The sequence below is a fragment of the Dyadobacter sp. HNCC25DJ186 genome (assembly GCF_056895235.1).
Map to the genome: position 1 here is coordinate 56972 of NZ_JBXHAS010000016.1, position 22954 is coordinate 79925.

The following is a 22954-nucleotide window of genomic DNA, read 5'->3' on the forward strand; positions in this document are numbered from 1 at the left end:
CCAATTTGCAAATCGGTGTTAGATGCTGTGGACGACTAGGCACCGATTTGCTTTGCAAGAATGGCTATTCCTTCCCGGAATGTATGCGGTTTATAGCCCAGGATTTTTTCTGATTTTGTCAGATCAAAGCCAGTTCGTGGGGGGCGTTTTGCTGGCTGGGTAAATGCTGACGCATCCGTTTGAGAAATCAAAGATTTATCCAGACCAAAATAATCAGCGGCTATGATCGCCATTTGATAAGGTGTGTAAAGCTCTTTTCCGGAAATATTAAAAATGCCTTCCGCCTTCTGATCTGCAATCAAAAAACATCCTTGGGCTAAGTCCTCGGCGAGGGTCGGCGTTCTGAACTGATCCGTTACTACTTTAATGTTTTTACCTTCTTCGAGCGACTTTTTCACCCAGAGAATAATGTTGCTACGGCTCATATCATGCGCAATTCCGTATACCAGGACAGTTCGTGCGATGGCCCATTTTATACCAGAATTGATCACAGCTTTTTCCGCTGCGTACTTACTCCACCCATAAAAACTGATCGGGTTTGGATCAGCTTCTTCATTATAAGGCCCCGCTTTTCCATCAAAAATAAAATCGGTGGAAACATGAACCAGAAATATATCGTGTTTTTTACATGCTTCAACCAGAAATTCCACCGCATTAACATTCTGTTTCCAGCATGCATCTTTTTCCATTTCACATTGATCCACGTTCGTCATAGCAGCTGTGTGAATGATGACGTCCGGCTTTGTGTCCGAAATAACCTGCTCAATTTGTAAAGGATCCGTAATATCCATTCCATAGTATTCGTAAGAATCTAAGAATGGCAACCGGTTCTCTCCACGCGCTGTTGCGATCGTTATTAGGGAAGGATCCTGAATTAACAATTCAATGAGTTTTTGCCCTAGAAGTCCGTTTGAACCCGTGATAAGAAAACGTCTTTTATTGGAATCAGCTGCCATGAAAAAAGTAACGATTTTTGTCTGGTGAAATATAGAATATAAAAATTTAAAAAATAAAGCTGTCTCACAGGTCGGGAGACAGCTTTATTTCGTTTTTGTCAGTACATCAGAAATCTAACTTGCAAAAACATAACCATATTTTTTTGTTATTTTTTTCTTCTTCATTTTTTTGACAGTGACCTTCATTTTTATGTCCTTATCCGGTCTGTCACGCTCATCTTTAGGATTTGCACTTATGGAATCAACCACATCCATTCCATCAATAACCTGGCCGAAAACGGTATATGCGCCATCCAGGTGAGGCGTACCTCCTTCTGTTTCGTAGACTTTTCTCTGCGCATCAGTAAGTTTTCTGGCTGCACGGGCAGCTTGTTTATCCAGCTCCGTTTTACTCCATTTTCTACCTTCCACGATGTAAAACTGGCAGCCGCTTGATTCTTTTTTAGGATTGTTATCCCGCGCGGCAGCTAATGCTCCTTTCCGATGAAAAAGATTCGGTCTTATTTCTTCCGGAATTTTATAGCCATTATCTCCTCGTCCCAAAACGTCATCAGTTTTTGCATTTTTTGAATTCGGATCACCACCCTGAATCATAAAATCCTTGATAACCCGGTGAAAAAGAAGGTCGTTGTAAAACTTGTCTTTTGAAAGTTTAATAAAGTTTTCCTTATGTTTGGGCGTCTTGTCATAGAGTATCACCCGCATTTTTCCCTGATCTGTATCAATCGTTACCAGGTAATCCTTTTTAGATTTTTTCTGGGCAAATGTGTTTAAAGCAAACAGACAGAAAACTGTCAATAACGTCAGTCGATTCAATTTCATTTTCAATTATTTAACGGCAAGTACATTTTTATCAGGCGTGAATTGAAATTTCAGGCCATAATCTTTCCCTTCCGATACATCTTCCATCGTCACATGCACGGAGTTTTTAAACCAGGATACGGTCTTGTCTTTTTCCTTTGGAATTTCGTAAAGTTCGGTGAAATGTCCTTTTGCAGCGTTCCATAGCTGTTTGGTAGCATCGGGACTATTCAGGTAAACATCTACCATAATTTTGTTAACCTTTTTATCGACGGTAATAAAATACTGGATATCAATTGTTTCCATTTTTTCGGTTTCTTTGGTAAAACCTACATGGTCCGCCGCATCTTCAAACATTTCATACGTTTCCGTAGCCTTAACTTTGCTCAATGGATCGCCAAAAGAGATACTGCGGAAAACGCCGTCTGTTGATGTGCCAAGCACTTCCTGCAGCAACGCAGACTGGTCGCTATTGAGTTCTTCCGGAGCCGTCGTTATTACAGAAGAAGAATCGTTTTTTGGTGTCTCTTCTTCATCCTTTGTTTTGGTATTACAGTTTTGAAGGGTAACGGCCAGAAGAATAATTACAAAAATGTTTCTAAGTGTGATAGAGTATGTCATGTTTCGCTTAAAGGATATATACCGCAAATCTAACTATAATGAAGATCTTTTTTCAAAGCCGCTGTCATTTATAAGAAAATGTTTATCGGATCTTGAATGGCAACATTAAAATTTTATGCCGTCTGATTCTGAAATAATCAAAAATGGAAGATCAGGAAAATGTTACACAGTTTTTTAGGCGTATTAAAACTCTCTGCCAATGTTGAAGAAAAAACGACGTTCACCTTTTCCGTTGACGGTGAGGTTGAAACGTGCGACGATGTTGTAGAAAGTTACAACGTCCACACCGGCACCTGCACCGTAGATAAATTTATTCCCCAATCTGGTGTTACTTAACTCAGGATAGCTGTTTTTAACATAAGCAGCATCTGCAAATGTATTCAGGTAAGCAGCGAGCGGAATGGTGTTAAACTGACGAATTGGAATCCATGGTATTGTTTTCTGGGTAGAAAATATCTTGTATTTCAACTCATTTTTCAGCAATCCGTAACTTTGCCCGTCTATCACATACAATTCGTATCCACGCACAAGATCATTCCGATATCCCAGTCCGATTGTTTGAAGATAAGGCTGTCGCTTCGGTGCAGAAGCTCTGGCCCGGATGCCTGAGTTGGCGAAGAAACGTTTGCTCAACTGGAAAAATTGCTTGTAAGATCCATATACATATGCCTGATTTATGTGATCAGAAGGCAGTAAACCGATCTTTGAAAACTGAATGCCGCCTACTTTTCCTCTCAAAGGATACTGGAAGTTATCCCGCTTGTCGTAACTGAATGAATAGGTCAGCTGAAAATACTTTTGGTCCGTTCTGCTTTTTAGTAAATAATTTGGATTTAAGACAGCAATGGTATCCGAAATCTGCGTCGAACTCCATCGTAAATCCAGCGAATGAAAGGTGTAATATTTGTTTCTTCGGGTCAGCGCAACGAAGGTGTAAAATCGTTTTTTGTTGATATCTTCGCTATTCAGATAGCTCAACTTATCCCGCCAGGTCCGAAAAGCCATCGTTTTATTTGTTGAATAAGATGCGCCGACGGTAATCCCCGTTTTTTGTGCTTTATCAAGATAAGGCAGGGAATATGTTACTTCAAATTTTGGAATAAATCCAAATTCAGCCAGGACTCTTAACTTGTCAGCCCGGCCAGTGACATTACCGTAACTCATATAAACACCGTAAATAGTTCTGCTCAGGTCGCGGTTCCTGTCATACCACCATTCGTTAAAATTCCTGTCTGCCAGCTGAAAAACCGGTGTTGCGATAAAATACCAGCGTTCTTTAACCAAAATCCTGATATTGGTACGGATAGAATCTGCATTAGCCTCCGGGATCATTTCCACCGTGATGAACAAATTGGTATTGATTACCTTTCTTCGGTCAATTTCCAGTGTCTCAGCCAGTAAACTTGTCGGGATGGTGTCGCCGGAGTTAATGGCAAGTTCTCTCGTGATAATATTCGTTCGTGTACGGTGATTACCTTCCACGGAAATATCCCCCAGAATAACCTGCGGTATACTATCGGCAGGAACCTGAGCGTGCAATGCCGTTTGAAGAAGTGTAAATAAAAATAAAAGGTAAATATTCTGATAGCGTAGGATTACCTTCATTCTGCTCGTTCCATGTTCTGTTTTGACACAATCTTTTACTTTCGTCTGCTTCATATTTTTTCAAAAATACGCCTAAATCATTTGGAACAGTGCTTCTGTCTTAAATAAACTAACGGTTTTCTTCTGCAAGCCGGTCAGCTTCCGAGTGTTATGTAATTGTTAATATTTAAAAAACCAGGACAAATGATAGTCTGTTTTTTCAGGATGCGAGTATCATATCACGAGACTAACAGGCGATCATATGACACCATCCCGTGCCGACGATTTGATTAATAAACTGATCGCTAACAAGCTTTCCGGGGATGAATTGACCGAATTATTAGCTGGTATAAGTAATGAAAATGAAAAGCAAAAATATTCCGATGCTCTTGAAATTTATTTTAATCAGCTCCTGAGAGACAACAGGGATGAGCCTGAATAAAGAGAAAGAGAAGAATAATGTATGAAGTCAAAAGTTCTGTCCAAATCTACAATCTATGTTTTTAACAATTACTCTCTTGTAAAATGAACACGAAAACAATTATTTTATCATCATTCCGATGTTTGCTTATCCTCCTGATGACGGTTGGATTTGGAGCTTCGGTTGTACTAGCTGAAAAGCCAGCCGCGTTGTCAAAAACGACAAAATTGGCCCGGACGATTTCAGGTCGCGTAACTTCATCGAACGATGGAACAGCAATACCGGGAGTCAACATTATTTTAAAAGGGTCACAGATCGGGACAACTTCTGATGCGTCCGGTATGTACTCCCTATCTGTTGATGAAGCCAAAAATCCTGTTTTGGTTTTCTCTTTCATTGGCTTTGAAAATCAGGAAATTCAGGTCGGGAATGAATCTGTTATCAATGTTGCTTTAAAAGAGGGATCAGAAACTTTGCAAGAACATGTAGTTACAGCGCTTGGCTTGAGTCGTGAAACGCGTTCACTCGGCTATTCAGTCGGCCAGGTTGATGGAAAAGAAATCAGCAGAGTTGCCCAGGAAAATATTCTTAATTCCTTATCAGGAAAAGTTCCGGGCGTTTCGATCAGTGCAACAGGCGGAACAGGCTCTTCTGTCAGTATGATTATTCGCGGTGCAACTTCCCTGAGCGGTGATAATCAGCCGTTATTTGTGGTGGATGGCGTGCCGATAGCTAACACGCTGAACAACGTAAGCCAGGTGGGTAATGATAACCGCGTCGATTATGGTAATGCGATTTCAAGTATTAATCCGGATGATGTTGAAAGTGTTTCGATTCTGAAAGGCCCAAGTGCCGCAGCACTTTATGGATCAAGAGCCGGTAGCGGTGTTGTCTTGATTACAACAAAAAGTGGCAGCAAAGCGAAGAAAATGACGGTGTCGATAACTTCAAATACTGTGTTTGATAAGCCTTATCGTTTTCTGAAAATGCATTCAAAATTTGCAACCGGGATTTTACCTTTCACACCTGATAATAATCCATATCCGGGCGGAATCTTGCAGATAGATGAAGGTTCTTCAGGAGGTGTAGGCCCGGAACTGGACAAAGGTTATAAGGCGATTCAGTGGAACAGTCCGCTTGGTGCAGATGGAAATCCGGTCGCAACGGAACTGGTATCACATCCTGATAATGTGAAGAATTTCGTCCAAACGGGAATAACAACCACCAACGGCGTTGCAATTGCTAACAATACAGAGTCGATTACTTATCGCCTTTCTTATTCCAATATGACAAATCGCGGTATTGTACCGAATTCTGATTTATTTCGTAATTCGTTGAACGTAAGTACTTCGCTGAAAGCGAGTAAGAAATTAACGATTAGTACAAACATAGATTTCAGCAGAAACAATTCGAATAACCGTCCATCGGGAAACCGCGGAACAAACCCTTTGCAATGGGCTTACGCAGTTTCTCCGCATATTGACATTCGGGACCTGAAAAATTATTGGGTTCCCGGCCAGGAAGGTTTACAACAATTATCACAGGCGCAGGGCGATTACAATAACCCATACTTTTTAGCTTATGAGGTAAACAACAGTTTTGTCCGCGACCGTGTTTTTGGAAACCTTAAAGCCGATTTGCAGATCACTCCGCATTTAAGTTTGATGGCCCGGTATGCTTTGGATACCTATAACGAGCAGCGGGAGACAAAAATCGGAAATAGTTATACCAATGATTCAAGAGGCGGATATGGTATTATTGATTTGAAACGGTTCGAGCGTAATGCGGATTTCCTCGCTACCTATAAAAGAGATATCAGTGATTTCAGTTTATCTTTTTCAGCCGGTGGAAATACACGTTACCAAAAAAATACAGATGTTAATAATGCTACGAAAAACGGTACGGGTCTTATCATTCCCGGGTTGTTTACGATCGCTAACATTGCTCCTGCAAATCTTCGCTATGATAGTTATTTTTCTGAAAAAGCTGTCTTCAGCGTATATGGCCTAGCGAACTTTGGTTACCGTGACATGATATTCCTTGACGTGACTGCACGTAACGATTGGTCGAGTACGCTTCCGAAAGAAAACCGGTCCTATTTTTATCCGTCTGCGTCACTTAGTATTTTGTTAAACGAAATGATTCCTGTCTCGGAACAGATCAGCTTGCTTAAATTAAGAGGTGGTGCAGCACAAGTTGGAAAGGATACCGACCCATATAGTTTGTTTGCTACATTGGAGAATGCTGGTGCCTGGGATGGGGTTCCGCGTTTGTCAAAATCAGGTAAGATTTTACTTCCTGACCTGAAACCGGAAATTGCTACCTCTTATGAGGCTGGTATTGATCTGAATATGTTCAGAAATAAATTGCGTTTTGCGGGAACATATTATCAGGTTGAAAACAGGAACCAGATTATTCCGACAACTTTGCCGGGATCCAGTGGGTTTACGTCTAAAAACATCAACGCAGGTCTGTTGGTAAGTAAGGGCGTTGAACTTTCGCTTGGAGGAACACCTTTGGATAAAAACGACTGGCGTTGGGACATTACGGCCAACTGGTCGCGTAACCGGACTACAATCAAAGAATTGTCTGACGGATTGGAATTTTATGATTTGTGGGCTGATGCAAAAGGAGGGGCAAGAACCTATGTGGGTGAAAAGATCGGAGATATGTATGATGCAGAAGTCGTAACGGTTACGGATAAATCTTCAAAATATTTTGGATATCCGATCCTCGACAGTGACGGTTCGTGGCAAAGTGTAAGTTATTCAAATACCCGAAACAAAATCGGAAACTTCAACCCTGATTTTATCCTGGGTATGCAAACATCACTTACTTACAAAGGATTTAGTTTGAATATGACCTTTGACTGGCGAAGTGGCGGAAATTTCGTTTCTCAGACTTACCGTTATTCTGAGTCAGATTTGAGGTCTCAGCGGTTCCTGGATCAGCTGATAAACCCGAACGGGCTTTCGGGAGACGCACTTGCCAATATGCTGACTTCTGATCCTGACAAATATATAAAAATCAGCGGGAACCGTTTTCCAATCGTCGGTGGGCCAACTGCTGAATATGGTGGCTTCCCTTACGAATATGGAGGAAATACCTACAATTATGCAGTTTTCAATCCGGGTGTGATCGCAACGTATGACGAGGGCGGAAATATTACAGGTTATACTGAAAACCTTGGCGGAAAAGACACGAAATATATTCCTTATGGCGATAACTATCCATGGAGTTTTATGCGCGCGGCAACTTTTGACGCGTCTTTTATCAAACTTCGTGAGGTTTCTCTTGGATATGATCTTCCAGCCAGTTTTGTAAAAAAGATCGGGGTGCAGGCTGCCAATGTTTCTGTATACAGTCGTAACATTATGTTGTGGACGAAAGCTAAAATTGGTATTGATCCTGAAACGGCATTTCAGCAGGAATCATCTAAACAGGCAGGAACTCAGTTCCGTCAGGGAATTGAACGGTACAATGTGACGCCATGGGTTATACCTGTTGGTTTTAAGCTTGGTCTAACTTTCTGATAATCAAAACATCATTGTTTTAAAAATATCAATATGAAACTAATTAGCAAAAAAATAATAGCGTTCTCTTTACTTTTCTGCGGGCTTACATTTTCTTGTAAAGATCTGACGGAACTGAATGAGAACCCGAACGGCGTTGGACCTGAATCGGTTAACCCAAACCTGATTATGCCAACGGTCTTGACCGAAGCGGCCAGGACTTATGTAGAACTTGGTTATCAGGATATCGCGGGAGTTGTACAGCATACGCAAAAAGATGCATGGTCAAGCGGACATAATGATTATGACTGGGGCGGCGACCAAAGCTGGAACCGTTACTATGACGTTTTAAGAAATAACGATTTGCTTTATAACAGAGCCGTTGAAATGAAACTGGAATTTCACCAGGGCGTTGCGTTGGTCATGAAATCGTTTATGTTTGGCCTGATCACGGATTTGTGGGGTGATGCTCCCTATACCAATGCGTTAAAAGGTGAACTGGGAAGTACTGCGGATATCAAACCTGTTTTTGATGACCAGTCGGTAATTTATGCAGGCATCATTGCGGATCTTGAAAAAGCAAATACATTGTTGTCAAAATCAAAAAGTGAGTATTCCGGGATTGTTGATAATGTAGATGTATATTATAGCGGTGATCCTGCAAAGTGGAGAAAAATGGCAAATTCGCTTCTTTTGAGATATTACATGCGTATTTCTGCCAAACAACCTGATATCGCAAAAGCGGGTATTGAAAAAATTGCAGCGAGTGCCGATAAGTATCCGATCATTTCCGTGAATACAGACGATGCCACGATGGGTTTTGCGGGAAATAGTGAAGGTGATTCCTGGCCTGCTGATACGGTTATTGATGCCAGCGGAAGTAATTACAGAAGATTAAAAATGTGTGCAACTTTCGTAGAAAAACTTCAGGCACTAAAAGATCCGAGACTTGCGATATGGGCCAATAAAGTTCAGGTTCCATTGGTCGTTGATGCAACGCTTCCTGCGGGGACGGACAAAATTGTGAATGGAAAAAGAATGCTCTCTCCCGATAAAGTGGGAAGTGCGCCAATCGATACCGATCCTGAATATGTTGGTTTGCCACCAAGTTTTTCAGCATTGCCGTCGGCCTACAATCTGAACCCTACGCCGGGGCAAACATCTTATAACCCGCACGTTTCATTTTTGAATAATATTTACAAATTCGCCAAAGGACCGTTGTTAAGAGTACGCCTGATTTCTGCCGCAGAAGTTCATTTTATTCTGTCCGAGGCAGCTTTGAAGGGATGGTCTGCTGGAAGTGCGAAAACACATTATGAGGAAGCTATCAAAGCTTCTTTCAATACCTGGACCGTTGCCAGTTCTTACGCGACTTATATGGCTCAGCCAGGCGTTGTTTTTGATAATACGTTGAAACAAGTAATTGAACAAAAGTGGATTGCAAGCTGGACAGCCGCCACAGAAGCCTGGTTTGATTATAGAAGAACAGGTTTTCCTGAATTGAAAGCAGGTCCTGCTGCGAAGAGACAAGTGTTGCCTGTACGTTTCTATTATATGCGTAATGAAATAAATATCAACAAAGTCAATGCAGAACAGGCTTTAAGCAAATTACAGATTACCAGTTTCTCGCAGGCAGATAAGGAAAATAGTCCCTGGTCGAAACAATGGCTGATTCAGGGTACCAATAAGCCCTGGTAGTCCGGATGCAATTCTAGTTTAAGCAAAAACGGGCCGATCATTATCGCCCGTTTTTGCTTTTTAAAATAGCGATTGCTGTAAGCGTTCCAAATCGATTTCAGCTTATAAAATTTATGAAACAGACTTACCAATTAACCTTTGCATGATGAAAAGTAATATTTCAAAACTGATTTTTAATATACTGATTTTTTCTTTTTTGTTTGGCGTGAGCGTGAAAGCGCAGGAACCGATAACACCGGAAAATGCGCTTCAAAAATATCTTGACAATGGAGATAAATCTTTGAAATGGGAAATTAAAGAGACTTTCTCACAGGATGATAATACATTTTACAACCTTCTCGTAACTTCACAAAAATGGCGGGAATTTACATGGACGCATCAATTGACAATCATCGTTCCAAAGAAAAATAATTATGATGGTGCCCTCTTGTTTATTACCGGCGGGTCCAATAAGGAAGGACTTCCCAATTGGAGCAACAAGCGGGACGACAATTTACTTGTGTCTTTAAGTAATGTCGCCAAACAAAATCAGGCAATTGTAGCCTTGTTAAAACAAACACCCAATCAACCATTTTTCGGTGATCTTACCGAGGATGCTTTGATTTCTTACACATTACACAATTTCAAAAAAGATAAAGATTATAGCTGGCCGCTGCTTTTTCCTATGGTGAAAAGTGCTGTGCGTGCCATGGATGTGGTTCAGGCGTTTTCGAAGCAAAATCTCCATCATGATATCAAAAAATTTGTAGTTTCCGGTGCTTCAAAAAGAGGATGGACAACCTGGCTCACGGGCGCCAATGACAAAAGAGTCGCTGCGATTGCACCGATGGTGATCGATATCCTGAATATGCCGGTAAGTCTGGATTATCAGATTAAATCCTGGGGAGATTACAGCGTCCAGATTGAGGACTATGTAAAACTGGGTATACCTCAAAACAGCAACACGCCGGACGGTTCTGCCATTACCACCATGATTGATCCTTATTCCTACCGGTCAAAACTTACAATGCCGAAACTGATCATCATGGGAACCAACGACGAATACTGGGTTGTGGATAACATTAAAAATTATTTAAAAGACATTCCCGGGAATAATATGCTTCACTATGTACCAAATGCCGGGCATGACCTCGGCGGTGGAAAACAGGCATTGGAAGCCTTGGGGGCATTTTTCGGTAATACACTTACGGGGACGCCTTATCCGGTTTGTGAATGGACACAATCGATTGATAAAAAGGGCGTAAACCTTTCTGTAAATGCCTCCGCGGATCCCTTGGTTGATGTGATCTTATGGTCGGCTGATTCGAAAGACCAGGATATTCGTGATGATAAATGGACTGGTAAAAGTCTGGGAATCAAAAATCAAGGCAAGGTTGAAGTGAGTCAGGCATTTCCTGTTAGCGGTTTTCGCGCATTTTATATTGATTTAAAATACAAGGATAAAAACGGCGGGACGTATACTGAAAGCACCCGCGTATTTCTAACAAACAGTAAAGAGCTGCTTTGAAACAATTAATATTAAAAATGAAGCTAAATTTTAACCTTAAAAATTTGACAGGTTCAGTCCTGCTGATTTTTATTTGCTGTTCGGCAGTCAGGTACCAAACTGCAAAATCAGACGCTGTCAAAAATGTTATTGATCATGTTGTCACAAGGCTATATCAGGATCTCAATGCCCAACAGCTTGACGCTATCGATGATCGTTTTATTCTAAATTTTTTAACGAATGACGAAAAACACACTCTTGCAACCAAATTCTGGACATTCGATGTCAACACTCCGGTTACCGTATCGCTGATGCGAAATACCAGTCAGGTGATTATTCCCTTTTGGATCAAAGAAAGCGGCTTTAAGAAAACAGGTTTGATCGTAAAAAATGAAGAATATGATTACGAGGTATGGCAAAGAGATTTTGAGCAGGGGAAAGTTGAACTTGGGATAAATGGTTTTGACAAACATCGTCCTGTCTATTTTATAAGTGTAGCACCGCAGAAAAAGAGCGACGAGCTAAAAGTAACCCACGTTTATCCATCAGACTTTCCGTTGTCTGTTATGAAAAAGGGTGCGTTTACATACCATGATTGGGATGGATTGGTTTTGACAGAGGTCCCGGCCGAACTCGACGGACAGATTCTTTTTACAACCGTTCGTGGGCGCGCGCGGGAGGCTCACCTGGTCGATGCTTTTCGGAAAACTTTAACACCCTCTTCGACAAAACCGGATCAGATTTTGCTCACAATAAGTGGTGATCCCAAAACGACCATGGATATTCAATGGCGGACAAATGGCACCGCGGCTGGTGGTATGATTAAATATTGGGAGAAAAATGGAAACGATACGCTGATTTTAGGAGCATCTTCGGAAAAAATGGAGGATAGGTTATTGCAAAATGACCGGTATATTTTTCGCCATACTTCGAAGCTCAGTAATCTGAAACCAGGGACTGTTTATCATTACAAAGTTGGATCAAAGAATGGAGTATGGTCAGACGTTGCTGGTTTTACAACAGAAAATTTATCCAATAACGGATTTTCCTTTATCTGGTTTGGCGATACGCACAAGTCTGAGATCTGGGGTAACATGGCACAGAAATCCCTTAAACGACATCCTGAGATTTCGTTTTTTAATATTGCCGGCGATCTGGTCAGTACGGGACTGCACCGGGATGAATGGGATGAACTTTGGCAAAATTCGGGCGAAGTTTTTCGATATAAACCGCTCATGCCAATACCCGGAAATCATGACAGCCAGGATGGTTTGGGCGCTGAGATGTATCAAAATATGTTTAGCCTGCCTGAAAACGGTCCTGCGGGTTTGCCCAACGAAATGACTTATGCGTTCAATTATCAGGACGCTCTGTTTGTCATGATCGATGCGACGCTGTCAGTACCTGCGCAGACAGCCTGGCTTGAAGAAAAACTTAAAACTTCAAAATCGAAATGGAAATTCGTTTTCTTCCATTTCCCTCCGTATAATTTTGTAGAGCCGTACGATGAAATCCGCAGCGAGTGGTGTACATTGTTTGATAAATATCATGTGGATATGGTTATGAGCGGGCACATGCACTATTACCTCAGAACCAAACCAATGAATCATGGGAAAGCAGTGAATTCACCTGCAAAAGGAACGATTTATACGATGTCGATAAGTATTCCTGGCAAACAGCCCGAATGGCCTGCAGAAGACTACGCAGTGAAAAGATATCCTGATGGGCCGCTATACCAACACATTTCGATGAAAGGAAATAAGCTGATATATAAATGTTTGAATCCTGATGGCGTTGTGAAGGATGCTTTTGAGATTGTTAAGTAACCTGATTATTACAATACAATAAAGACAAAAGGAATTTTGTCTTTATTGTATTTTGGTTAGTTAGTGCCAAATTGTTTCAGTCAACAACAAGACTAAAAATCTGCTGGTAAAGAATTTGTTTATCATGGCAGTCCTTGTCGAAAACTTCGTCGCTCGATTTCCATGCTGATAAATTTTCTTTTCTTTTTAAACTTGTTCTGAAATGCTAGTAATGGAATTCCAAGCGTTCCTGTAAATATCCCGCCCCTCATAAATTCGTGAGCTTGGCCGGAATCAAAAATTGTGGCAATTCCATAGCCAAACAGTACAGAACCAGTGACAATGGATGTAATACCCAAAAATAGTGTGGTACTGGAAATATTCTGATAGCGTTTCTGTTCTGTAAACAATTTCTGATCCGACCATTGCGCTATCGATTTTTGAAATGGCGTTGCCACAACCATTTTGTAATATTTTAAATCCGTTTGATCAGGTATTGATTTATCCTGATATTGCGTAAAATTCAGGAATTCTTCTGTTTCTCCATTGCCATAAAACACCTTTAAAACTTTCGCTTTTGACACCAGATGGATCATTCCGTTATCCGCTTCTTTGTACTTTATTTCAGTAAGCCCCACTTCTAAAATGTTAACGGTTAGTGTGTCTTTTTTTACCGTAACAATTCTGTCTGCGTTTCTTTGCTGACCTATGGCTGGAAAACTGCCAATCGCAAATAAAACCAAGAAGGTAAATTTCGATTTTCTACAACTTTTGAAATGCATACAATCAGAAATTTAGGGAAAGAGACAATGAGCGGCTTCTGTTAAAGGGATTATAGCCAGGACGGATTTTAACGTTAGAAAATGGTTCTTTCCGTTTAATTAGCTCTTCTTCGATAAGGCTCATATTTCTGCGATATTTCTTAGAAGTTGCACTGCCAGCAATACTTACCACAAGGCCGGTAATGGCGCCGCTAACAATTAAAGGAATGCCAATGTCCCTGTTTATGCTATTGTAGCGATAGCCATAAGCATCTTCCCGGCTACCGCTGATGACCAGGGCAATCCCGGTTATGGTAGCTGCGCCGCCTAAAATACCAAAGATGATTGCAACAGCTTTTGACGATTTGGATTTGTCCTGATAAAAACGATGCGCGCTCTTTAAATCTTGCGGACGCCAAATGCTCAGATTGTCAACGAAATCTCTTTGAATCCACGGACTGGTTGGGTAGTAAATCACCGCACCGGTACTCTTGTCTGATAAAACATTTGGTTGGGAAGAAAATGTTTGGGTTTCGCCGTTCCCATAATTGATAATGGCGATATCTGATTTAAGGATATGGAAAGTTGGTCCATTCGGGTCACTTGCTTTTTTGTATTGTACAATCCGCTCTTCGACAACCAAGATTTTACCCTCAATTTTGGAGCTGTCTTTTTTGACGATCAGGTCATTCTGACGGACTTGTCCAAATGTGCTGTTAAGTGCAGTGAGGACAAATAATAAAACGGTACAAATCCTGCATTTTAAAGATAAAACATTCATTGAGAAGGTAAGTTAGGCTAGTTAATTGAATTTGACGGATTTAAATATAGAAAGTATCTCAGCTTCGTTTTTACTTTTTCCTATCAGAGATAATCTATTTATGTCACCTATTTTTGCATAAAAGCCAATAACTCCTTTGCCTGAAGTTTTAGGTTTTACAAGAAGTGCATCGCGCCCGTCAATGATAATATTTTCGTTATTGTGTGTTGCGGTTGTGATATCGTCAAAATTATAGGAATACCAACCATAGTCATAATGTAAAGTATCAGCTCCATTTGTTATAATCCCGACTCGTGAATCAATACCCTGTCTGACGTAATTTTTCCAGTCGCGCGATGCGTTGATAGTAAACCCGGGCAAATCCATCGTTTGTAAAAGAGGATTATCAATAATACGCCCTTCTTTACAACTGTTGAGTCGAATCGGGGCAATCAGTATAATGAGTTTTTTCATTACGCTCAGGATTTGATACCACTATGTATGATAGACCAAAAAATCAGGTCAATAGTTGGAATAAGCGGGTAATTAATATAAAGTGATTACTCATCGAATAAAAAACATTAGACGCTGGGGCGTATCCAAAGAATAATATATCGATAAAGTTAACCCTGAGTGTACAGTCTGGCTATTGCTTGAATTATCTAATTACATTCTGATAAATCGGAAAGTATAAAACCTTCCTTTTGCCCCTTTGTGCAATATGAAGTATATTTAAATACGGCATTTAAGAAATATAATTTATATACATACAAATTGTACAGAATTTAGTTTTATCAAATATGCGCACAGTAATTTTGATTGGCACTATCGTGATCGTCCTTGTTTTGGGGAAAATTTATGTTTTTCCTAAATCTGAAAGCGAGAAGGCCGGAGGTAATTCAGGCGGAAAATCAAGCGGTAAGTCTGCGGGAGCGGCTGCTATTCCTGTCAGTGTATATGTTGTCGGTATGGAATCCCTCGATAATCAGATTTTCGCATCCGGAACCATACTGCCGAATGAAGAAGTAACACTCATGTCGGAAATCTCCGGCAGACTCGTAAAACTTAACATTCAGGAAGGTTCTTCGATTTCGAAAGGCCAGTTGATTGCCAAAATTAATGATCGCGATTTGAAAGCCCAGCTTCAAAAAGTTGAATATAATCAGGAACTGGCCAGGAAAATAGAAACCCGCCAGCAGAAACTACTGAAAGTGGAAGCAATAAACCTGGAAGAATACGATGTTACTTCAAACAATATCCGTGTTTTGGATGCTGAAAAAGAAGTTATAGAATCACAGCTTGAAAAAACAGAAATCCGTGCACCATTTAACGGACGAATTGGATTAAAAAATATCAGCGAAGGTGCATATCTCGCTCCGGGTACGCCAATCGTTACGATTATTCAAAGTAACCCGGTAAAAATTGATTTTACAGTGCCCGAAAAATATACCTCCAACATTCGTGTGGGAAGTATGGTCACCTTCAATTTGGATGGAGATGAAGTAAATCACTCAGCCAGGATTATTGCATTGGATCCCAAGGTTGACGAAAGTCTGAGAACGTTACGGATTCGCGCAGTTGCTTCAAATCCGGCTGGCAAATTCGTGCCAGGTACTTTTGTAAAAGTTAAAGCCAACCTGGCAGCAAATAACAAAGCTGTGATGATCCCGACAGAAGCAATTGTTCCTGTGCTGAAAGGAAAAAAAGTTTTTATTGTGAGAAACGGCAAGGCAGAGGACGCGATGGTGACTACGGGTTTGCGTACTGATAAAAAGATCCAGGTCCTTGGTGGTTTACAGCAGGGAGATTCATTGATCACTTCCGGAATTATGGCTTTGAAACCTGGTTCACCGGTCAAAGCCAGGTAGTTGGCGCAACATTATCAGATACTTCTGCGGTTTTTCTGTATCAAATAATATCAACTTATGAGTATTTCAACGCTATCCATCAAGCGACCGGTTTTAGCCATTGTGATGAATCTCCTCATCATACTTTTCGGATTTCTTGGATACAAATTTCTGGGGATGAGAGAATTTCCCTCCATTGATCCGCCGGTAGTTTCCATTCGTACAAGTTATACCGGTGCCAATGCGGACATTATTGAATCCCAAATAACCGAACCGCTTGAAAAACAGTTGAATAGTATTGAAGGGATTAAGTCTATCAATTCGACAAGCAGCCAGGGAACAAGCCAGATCACGGTGGAATTTGACATCGGTGTCGATATGGAACGCGCCGCCAATGATGTGCGCGATAAGGTCGGATCCGCATCACGAACGTTGCCTCTGGATATCGACGGTCCGCCTGTCGTAAGTAAAGCCGATGCAAACTCGGAGCCGATCATTGTTTTAACTTTTAAAAGTAATACCAGATCCCATCTTGAAGTAAGTGATTATGCTGAAAATGTAATAGCGCAGCGTCTGCAAACTATTGAAGGTGTAAGCGAAATCCGCATATTCGGTCAGAAAAAATATGCAATGCGGATCTGGATGGATCCGGTAAAAATGGCTTCACTGGGCGTTACAACACAAGATGTAAAGTCAGCTCTGGACAAAGAAAATGTGGAGCTGCCTAGTGGAAAACTGGCTGGTGATAATACTGAATTGACTGTTAAAACAGTTGGCCGTTTCAGAACGGAAGATGATTTTAACGATATGATCGTTAAAAATACAACCACGCAGACGATTCATTTAAAGGATATTGGTTATGCTCAATTAGGTCCTGAAAATGAAGAAACTGTTTTAAGACTTGATAATGTACCGATGATCGGTCTGGCTATTTCGCCTATGCCGGGAGCGAATTATATTAATATTTCCGAGGAGGTAAATAAACGGTTGGCGGAAATAAAAAAAGAACTTCCCAAAGATTATGAACTCGGAACGCTGATTGATAATACCATCTTTGTAAAACGCTCGATTGAAGAAGTTGGAGAAACTTTACTGATTGCAATTATTCTGGTTGTGATCATCATTTACTTATTCTTCCGTGATTGGCTTATTGCTTTCCGGCCACTGATTGATATTCCGGTTTCGTTGATCGGGACGTTTTTTATCATGTATATCATGGGATTTTCCATTAATGTACTCACGTTACTGGCGATCGTTTTGGCGACAGGCCTGGTGGTAGATGATGGTATCGTGGTTACCGAAAATATTTTTAAGAAAATAGAAGAGGGGATGGGGCCCATTGAAGCGGCGATCAAAGGATCCAATGAAATCATTTTCGCTGTTCTTTCTACGTCGATTACATTGGCATCGGTTTTCCTGCCGGTAATTTTTATGCAGGGATTTGTCGGGAAGTTATTCCGGGAATTCGGTATCGTTATTTCTGCCGCCGTTCTTGTCTCCGCATTTGTGTCGCTGACACTTACACCGATGCTGAATGCTTATCTGGTTCGTAAAACGCATAAGAAAAGCTGGTTTTATGAAAAAACTGAGCCATTTTTTGTTAACATGACCAATAGTTATGGCGAAGCGCTTGCTTCTTTTTTGAAAATAAGGTGGGTCGCCATTCCGCTTATTTTCTTAACACTTGGTATGATCTGGTTTTTTGGAAAAGATCTTCAATCAGAACTGGCGCCTTTGGACGATCGAAACTGGTTTCGTATCCAAATGACTGCTCCCGAAGGTTCGTCATTCGAATTTACTGATAAATATGTACAGAGTATCAGCCAGATGCTGACGGATTCAATGCCAGGTAAAAAGGGGATCATGTTGATCACATCACCGGGGAATTCAGGCCTTGGCGCCGCCAATACAGGAAGCGGAAGAATTGCACTGACTGACCGAATGGAGCGTAAGGAATCTCAACAGGAAATTGCCGATTTAGTAACAAAACAGTTAAAACGTTTCCCGGATGCAAAATCTTTTGTGGTCCAGCAGCAGACAATTGCCGTGGATTCGCGAGGTGGTCTGCCGATTCAATACGTGATTCAGGCTCCTGATTTTGAAAAATTACGGGAATATTTACCCAGGTTCATGGAAGAGGCGTCGAATGATCCTACGTTCGCTATTACCGATGTCAACCTGAAATTCAGCAAGCCGGAATTGCAGATTATGATTGACCGGGAAAAAGCGAAGTCACTGGGTATATCCGTTCAGGATGTTGCGCAAACGATGCAGTTCGGTTTTGCCGGACAGCGTTTTGGCTATTTTACGATGAATGGAAGGCAGTATCAGGTAATCGGGCAATATGATCGTATCAATCGCGACGAACCGCTTGATCTGAAAAGTATGTTTGTGAGAAGCAGCAACGGCAGTTTGATTCAGTTGGATAATATTGTAAAAACCGTTGAAGAAAGCAGTCCGCCGCAGCTTTTCCACTTCAACCGTTATATGAGTGCTACGGTGCAAGCTTCCCTAGCCCCCGGAAAAACGATTGGAGACGGTATTGCTGCCATGGATAAAATTAGAGATAAGCTGAAAGATGAGGCCATACAAACTTCGTTGAGCGGTTCTTCACGGGATTATGCCGAAAGCTCTTCGAATACCATGTTTTCCTTTTTCCTGGCTCTGGTATTGATTTATTTTATTCTGGCAGCGCAGTTTGAAAGTTTTGTGGACCCGTTTATTATCATGATCACTGTGCCGCTTGCAATAGGGGGAGCGGTGTTTTCATTGTGGTATTTCAATCAAACCTTAAATATTTTCAGCCAGATCGGAATGATCATGCTGATTGGTTTGGTGACGAAAAACGGTATTCTGATTGTAGAGTTTGCAAACCAGTTAAGGGAAACCGGTTTAGGCAAAAGAGAAGCGGCGCTGGAAGCTGCAACTTTGCGTTTCCGGCCAATTTTAATGACAAGTTTAGCGACAATTTTGGGAGCATTACCGATTGCCATGGCACTTGGTTCTGCCGGAAGGAGCAGGATGTCAATGGGTATTGTAATTATGGGTGGATTGTTGTTTTCTCTGGTTTTGACGCTCTATGTTATTCCGGCAATGTACACTTTCCTCTCCAGAGAAAAGGATCTGAATAAAAAGAAGATGATAGAAAGAATAGCCCGGGAAAGTGAAATTGATGAGCAGGCGGCGCATGTTTAATTGATGACAAGTCAATCCTTTAGCACTTGAATTTAGTAATAGAATTCGTTAACTTCGAATAAAAACGGTTAATATGTCGACATTGATTAAAACTTCTTTTACAAATCTTCAGCAAGAGCTGTTAAAGCTTTATGCAAGAGAAATAAGTGAAGAAGATTTGGCTAATATTAGGGATTTAATAGGTGAGTATTTCCTACAAAGACTTACTACAATGGCAGACAGTGCCTGGGATAAAAATGGATGGGATCAACAGGATATGGAAGATATGCTTAATGAAAATAATCAATAAAATATGAATATCGTATTGTATACGAACGTTCTTCTTGTTTCTTTGCCAAGCAGATCAATCTACCATCCAATTTTTCAAGGCCTTCGGGATAAACAATACGATTTGTTTATCACTAACGAAATTCTTAATGAGTATGAAGAGCAGTTAGGTCTCAAACTGGGATTTAACAGGGCAGATCTAAAGCTTGTAGAATTGCTCAATCTATCTAATGTTCATAAAATAGAGCCTTACTATTTTTGGCAATTAATTGAAGCAGATAAAGATGATAATAAATTTACTGACTGTGCAGTAAGCTGTAATGCAGATTATTTAGTTACTAATGATAATCATTATAACGTGCTTGCTTCTATTGATTTTCCGAAGATTATCACAATCAAGGCAAATCAATTTCTTGAAATACTGATCCAGTCTTCCTGATCAAGTCAAACCAATTCCAACGCGGAACGCTCCGTTCCCATCTTCCGCAACATCCGGATATGTGATCCCAACGCATTCATGAAATCCGACTTCGCATTATAGTCCAAACCAAATTCTTCGGCTGTCTGACTTACGATCGGAGAAAGTGCATGGTAGTGAATATGTGAGATTGAGGGGAATAAATGGTGTTCGATCTGATAATCAAGCCCACCGATATACCAGGATAAAATACGGTTTTTCCCTGCGAAATTTGAAGTTGTTTGTAGCTGATGCACTGCCCAAGCATTTTCCACGTTCCCGACATTATCAGGAACCGGTTGGTCAGTACCTTCCACGACATGCGCCATTTGAAAAACAGTGCTCAAAATCATTCCGGCTGTGCAATGCATAGCCATAAATCCAATTGCCCATTCGCCAAATGTTAGTGAAGTCAAAGTAAGCGGTAATACGCAGATGAATAACACGTAGGCTAGTTTGCTTATAATCAATCTGATTAATTCTTTTTTCGGATACGGCTTTGTCATGCCGGACTCCGACATTTTGTTGAATAGTGAAATCTCTTTGAAATCTTTCCAGAGAAAAGAAATCGTCATCAGGCTATAAAGCAAAAATGCATAGATATGCTGAAAACGATGAATATATTTCTGCTTTTCCTGATAAGACAGACGAAGTAAAAATTTCCCTGTGATATCCTCATCAACTTCATGAATATTGGTATAGGTATGATGAAGCCTGTTATGCTGAACCTCCCAATTGTAAGCGTTTCCACCAAGAAGATAAATAGAACCACCAAAGATTTTATTTAAAATATTAGAATTTGCCAGTGATCCATGTATTGCATCATGCATGACAGACATCCCTACACCTGCGACGCCCACGCCCATAAGGATAGACAGTGCCAGCATCGTCAAATCAGACAAAGATCCTGTTAATATCAAAAAGTAGGGGATAAGATAAAGGCTCAACATGAAAAAAGCCTTGAAAATTATTTGATTACCACCGGTTTTGCAGAGGTTATTTTCAGAAAAGTAGAGGTCAACTCGTTGTCTTAGCGTAGGAAAGAAAGTGGACTTTTCTTTGTTGGTAAACTTGATTTTCTGATACTGCATAAAAGGTATGACTTCTGGTCATGAAGACGAATAATTTTTATTCGACGTCATAACAACGAATGAGAGGGTTATTTATTGGTTAAAAGTACACATTAAAAGAATAATCCCGATCTTTATTCTAAATAATGACCATAATTCACAATAAAATAATGTTGAAATAGTAATATTAGATCAAAAATTAGGCCAGCCGATATGGCTGGCCTAATGATAATATTCCAGGATAAAAAGAATTTATAACGCAAATGCTTCTTTAATTTTATCTACGAAATCTAGTTTTTCCCAGGTGAAAAGCTCAACTTCTACTTCTTTTTCCTTACCATCAGCGCCTTTAAATGATTTCTTGACGATCTCATTTTTACGACCCATGTGACCATAAGCAGCAGTTTCAGAGTAAATTGGATTGCGTAACTTTAAACGTTGTTCGATTGCGTATGGACGCAAGTCAAAAATTTTCTCAATTTTAGATGCGATTTCTCCGTCATGTCCAGCAACCTTCGAAGTGCCATAAGTATTGACATATAAGCCGCAAGGTTGCGCAACACCGATCGCGTAAGAAACCTGAACCAAAACTTCATCACAAAGTCCGGCTGCAACCATATTCTTAGCAATGTGACGCGTTGCGTATGCAGCTGAGCGGTCAACTTTTGAAGGATCTTTACCAGAGAATGCACCACCACCGTGCGCACCTTTACCACCGTAAGTATCCACGATAATTTTGCGACCTGTGAGGCCGGTATCACCGTGCGGACCTCCGATAACAAATTTACCAGTTGGGTTAATATGGAAAGTAATATCGCCTGAGAATAATTCCTGAAGTGATTCAGTGAGTTTTGCCTTAACGCGTGGAATCACAATATTGATAACATCTTCTTTGATTTTAGCAAGCATAGTAGCCTCCGAATCAAAGTCATCATGTTGTGTAGAAACAACGATTGTGTCGATACGTAAAGGCACATTTTCGTCGCTGTATTCTATCGTAACCTGAGATTTGGCATCAGGACGCAGGTATGGAATAAGCTCAGGTTCGTTATTACGGATATAAGACATCTCCTGTAGGATCTTATGTGCAAGATCCAGCGCAAGCGGCATGTAGTTTTCAGTTTCGCGGGTTGCATAACCAAACATCATCCCCTGGTCACCGGCACCCTGTGCATTTGCTTTTTCTTCAAAAGTTTCATTTGCAACAGCGCGGTCAACGCCCTGGTTAATGTCTTCACTTTGATCATGGATTGCCGATAAAATACCGCATGAATTCGCCTCAAACATGTATTCGCTTTTGGTATATCCAATCTTACGGATTACTTCGCGCGTGATTTTTTGTACATCCAGATAGGTATTTGTTTTAACCTCTCCTGCCAATACTACTTGACCTGTTGTAACCAAAGTCTCACAGGCTACTTTACTGTTTGTATCCCAAGCTAAAAAATTATCAATAAGCGCATCTGAAATCTGGTCAGCTACTTTGTCGGGATGTCCTTCAGACACGGACTCCGAAGTAAATAGATATGGCATAGTATGTACTAAGTTTTATTTACTGTATTAAATTTATGCTAAATAATTAAAGACTATATTAAGACTAACAAAATTGAATTTTTTTAAGACATTAACCAAATAAACAGCCGGGAAAAATAAATCAAATAGGGGTATTACGCCAATTTGTAGAAGAATCTCTGGTCGCTTGTAAATAATAAA

General features: G+C 40.6%; 18 protein-coding genes. 9 read left to right on the forward strand and 9 right to left on the reverse strand.

Annotated features, from left to right (window positions below):
• Positions 1–35: 35 nt before the first annotated feature.
• From AC1XUO_RS27940 to AC1XUO_RS27955, 4 genes are all read right to left on the reverse strand, one after another.
• Positions 36–956: an SDR family oxidoreductase gene (locus AC1XUO_RS27940; protein WP_483333135.1), complete on the reverse strand. Its 921-nt coding sequence runs from the start codon at positions 954–956 to the stop codon at positions 36–38.
• Positions 957–1070: 114 nt separating this feature from the next.
• On the reverse strand, positions 1071–1778 hold the full coding sequence (locus AC1XUO_RS27945) for a peptidylprolyl isomerase (RefSeq protein ID WP_483333136.1): 708 nt from the start codon (positions 1776–1778) through the stop codon (positions 1071–1073).
• Positions 1779–1784: 6 nt separating this feature from the next.
• Positions 1785–2378, reverse strand: a complete 594-nt coding sequence (locus tag AC1XUO_RS27950) for a hypothetical protein (RefSeq protein WP_483333137.1) — start codon at positions 2376–2378, stop codon at positions 1785–1787.
• 183 nt (positions 2379–2561) lie between these two features.
• Positions 2562–4037, reverse strand: a complete 1476-nt coding sequence (locus AC1XUO_RS27955; RefSeq protein ID WP_483333138.1) for a BamA/TamA family outer membrane protein — start codon at positions 4035–4037, stop codon at positions 2562–2564.
• Positions 4038–4224: 187 nt separating this feature from the next.
• Here AC1XUO_RS27955 and AC1XUO_RS27960 point away from each other — a divergent pair, with 187 nt between their 5' ends.
• The 5 genes from AC1XUO_RS27960 to AC1XUO_RS27980 all read left to right on the forward strand — a co-directional run bounded on the left by AC1XUO_RS27960 (position 4225) and on the right by AC1XUO_RS27980 (position 12905).
• A complete protein-coding gene (locus tag AC1XUO_RS27960; protein ID WP_483333139.1) occupies positions 4225–4404 on the forward strand; it encodes a hypothetical protein in 180 nt (59 codons plus the stop codon).
• A gap of 83 nt (positions 4405–4487) precedes the next feature.
• Positions 4488–7916 carry a SusC/RagA family TonB-linked outer membrane protein gene (locus tag AC1XUO_RS27965; protein ID WP_483333140.1) on the forward strand — a complete coding sequence of 1143 codons (3429 nt, stop codon included), beginning with the start codon at positions 4488–4490 and terminating at the stop codon, positions 7914–7916.
• A 33-nt stretch (positions 7917–7949) separates the two neighbouring features.
• Entirely contained in the window at positions 7950–9593 is a 1644-nt protein-coding gene (locus tag AC1XUO_RS27970; protein ID WP_483333141.1) for a SusD/RagB family nutrient-binding outer membrane lipoprotein, read from the forward strand.
• Between the two features lie 145 nt (positions 9594–9738).
• Positions 9739–11100, forward strand: a complete 1362-nt coding sequence (locus tag AC1XUO_RS27975; RefSeq protein ID WP_483333142.1) for a PhoPQ-activated pathogenicity-related family protein — start codon at positions 9739–9741, stop codon at positions 11098–11100.
• A 17-nt stretch (positions 11101–11117) separates the two neighbouring features.
• Complete coding sequence (locus AC1XUO_RS27980; RefSeq protein ID WP_483333143.1) at positions 11118–12905, forward strand: purple acid phosphatase family protein; 1788 nt, start codon at positions 11118–11120, stop codon at positions 12903–12905.
• A gap of 122 nt (positions 12906–13027) precedes the next feature.
• Here the strand turns inward: AC1XUO_RS27980 and AC1XUO_RS27985 are convergent, their stop codons facing one another.
• Genes AC1XUO_RS27985 through AC1XUO_RS27995 form a run of 3 tightly spaced genes read right to left on the reverse strand, consistent with a single transcriptional unit; the run spans position 13028 to position 14879 of the window.
• Complete coding sequence (locus AC1XUO_RS27985; RefSeq protein WP_483333144.1) at positions 13028–13666, reverse strand: hypothetical protein; 639 nt, start codon at positions 13664–13666, stop codon at positions 13028–13030.
• Positions 13667–13670: 4 nt separating this feature from the next.
• On the reverse strand, positions 13671–14426 hold the full coding sequence (locus AC1XUO_RS27990) for a hypothetical protein (protein ID WP_483333145.1): 756 nt from the start codon (positions 14424–14426) through the stop codon (positions 13671–13673).
• A gap of 21 nt (positions 14427–14447) precedes the next feature.
• The gene (locus tag AC1XUO_RS27995; RefSeq protein WP_483333146.1) at positions 14448–14879 is read right to left on the reverse strand and encodes a hypothetical protein; all 432 of its coding nucleotides are present in this window, start codon (positions 14877–14879) and stop codon (positions 14448–14450) included.
• 326 nt (positions 14880–15205) lie between these two features.
• Here AC1XUO_RS27995 and AC1XUO_RS28000 point away from each other — a divergent pair, with 326 nt between their 5' ends.
• The 4 genes from AC1XUO_RS28000 (at position 15206) to AC1XUO_RS28015 (ending at position 20153) form a co-directional block, all read left to right on the forward strand.
• Positions 15206–16273, forward strand: a complete 1068-nt coding sequence (locus AC1XUO_RS28000) for an efflux RND transporter periplasmic adaptor subunit (RefSeq protein WP_483333147.1) — start codon at positions 15206–15208, stop codon at positions 16271–16273.
• A 57-nt stretch (positions 16274–16330) separates the two neighbouring features.
• Positions 16331–19447, forward strand: a complete 3117-nt coding sequence (locus tag AC1XUO_RS28005; protein ID WP_483333148.1) for an efflux RND transporter permease subunit — start codon at positions 16331–16333, stop codon at positions 19445–19447.
• A gap of 73 nt (positions 19448–19520) precedes the next feature.
• Entirely contained in the window at positions 19521–19736 is a 216-nt protein-coding gene (locus tag AC1XUO_RS28010; protein ID WP_483333149.1) for a hypothetical protein, read from the forward strand.
• Positions 19737–19739: 3 nt separating this feature from the next.
• Positions 19740–20153: a putative toxin-antitoxin system toxin component, PIN family gene (locus AC1XUO_RS28015; protein WP_483333150.1), complete on the forward strand. Its 414-nt coding sequence runs from the start codon at positions 19740–19742 to the stop codon at positions 20151–20153.
• Positions 20154–20158: 5 nt separating this feature from the next.
• Here AC1XUO_RS28015 and AC1XUO_RS28020 read toward each other — a convergent pair whose 3' ends face one another.
• Entirely contained in the window at positions 20159–21262 is a 1104-nt protein-coding gene (locus AC1XUO_RS28020; RefSeq protein ID WP_483333151.1) for a fatty acid desaturase family protein, read from the reverse strand.
• Positions 21263–21493: 231 nt separating this feature from the next.
• Entirely contained in the window at positions 21494–22774 is a 1281-nt protein-coding gene (metK, locus tag AC1XUO_RS28025) for a methionine adenosyltransferase (protein ID WP_483333152.1), read from the reverse strand.
• Positions 22775–22954 lie beyond the last annotated feature (180 nt).

What these genes read in the sequence shown, in the direction of transcription:
- AC1XUO_RS27940 (WP_483333135.1), bottom strand. Translation starts at nt 956, where the DNA reads ATGGCAGCTGATTCCAATAAAAGACGTTTTCTTATCACGGGTTCAAAC.
- AC1XUO_RS27945 (WP_483333136.1), bottom strand. Translation starts at nt 1,778, where the DNA reads ATGAAATTGAATCGACTGACGTTATTGACAGTTTTCTGTCTGTTTGCT.
- AC1XUO_RS27950 (WP_483333137.1), bottom strand. Translation starts at nt 2,378, where the DNA reads ATGACATACTCTATCACACTTAGAAACATTTTTGTAATTATTCTTCTG.
- AC1XUO_RS27955 (WP_483333138.1), bottom strand. Translation starts at nt 4,037, where the DNA reads ATGAAGCAGACGAAAGTAAAAGATTGTGTCAAAACAGAACATGGAACG.
- AC1XUO_RS27960 (WP_483333139.1), top strand. Translation starts at nt 4,225, where the DNA reads ATGACACCATCCCGTGCCGACGATTTGATTAATAAACTGATCGCTAAC.
- AC1XUO_RS27965 (WP_483333140.1), top strand. Translation starts at nt 4,488, where the DNA reads ATGAACACGAAAACAATTATTTTATCATCATTCCGATGTTTGCTTATC.
- AC1XUO_RS27970 (WP_483333141.1), top strand. Translation starts at nt 7,950, where the DNA reads ATGAAACTAATTAGCAAAAAAATAATAGCGTTCTCTTTACTTTTCTGC.
- AC1XUO_RS27975 (WP_483333142.1), top strand. Translation starts at nt 9,739, where the DNA reads ATGAAAAGTAATATTTCAAAACTGATTTTTAATATACTGATTTTTTCT.
- AC1XUO_RS27980 (WP_483333143.1), top strand. Translation starts at nt 11,118, where the DNA reads ATGAAGCTAAATTTTAACCTTAAAAATTTGACAGGTTCAGTCCTGCTG.
- AC1XUO_RS27985 (WP_483333144.1), bottom strand. Translation starts at nt 13,666, where the DNA reads ATGCATTTCAAAAGTTGTAGAAAATCGAAATTTACCTTCTTGGTTTTA.
- AC1XUO_RS27990 (WP_483333145.1), bottom strand. Translation starts at nt 14,426, where the DNA reads ATGAATGTTTTATCTTTAAAATGCAGGATTTGTACCGTTTTATTATTT.
- AC1XUO_RS27995 (WP_483333146.1), bottom strand. Translation starts at nt 14,879, where the DNA reads ATGAAAAAACTCATTATACTGATTGCCCCGATTCGACTCAACAGTTGT.
- AC1XUO_RS28000 (WP_483333147.1), top strand. Translation starts at nt 15,206, where the DNA reads ATGCGCACAGTAATTTTGATTGGCACTATCGTGATCGTCCTTGTTTTG.
- AC1XUO_RS28005 (WP_483333148.1), top strand. Translation starts at nt 16,331, where the DNA reads ATGAGTATTTCAACGCTATCCATCAAGCGACCGGTTTTAGCCATTGTG.
- AC1XUO_RS28010 (WP_483333149.1), top strand. Translation starts at nt 19,521, where the DNA reads ATGTCGACATTGATTAAAACTTCTTTTACAAATCTTCAGCAAGAGCTG.
- AC1XUO_RS28015 (WP_483333150.1), top strand. Translation starts at nt 19,740, where the DNA reads ATGAATATCGTATTGTATACGAACGTTCTTCTTGTTTCTTTGCCAAGC.
- AC1XUO_RS28020 (WP_483333151.1), bottom strand. Translation starts at nt 21,262, where the DNA reads ATGCAGTATCAGAAAATCAAGTTTACCAACAAAGAAAAGTCCACTTTC.
- metK (WP_483333152.1), bottom strand. Translation starts at nt 22,774, where the DNA reads ATGCCATATCTATTTACTTCGGAGTCCGTGTCTGAAGGACATCCCGAC.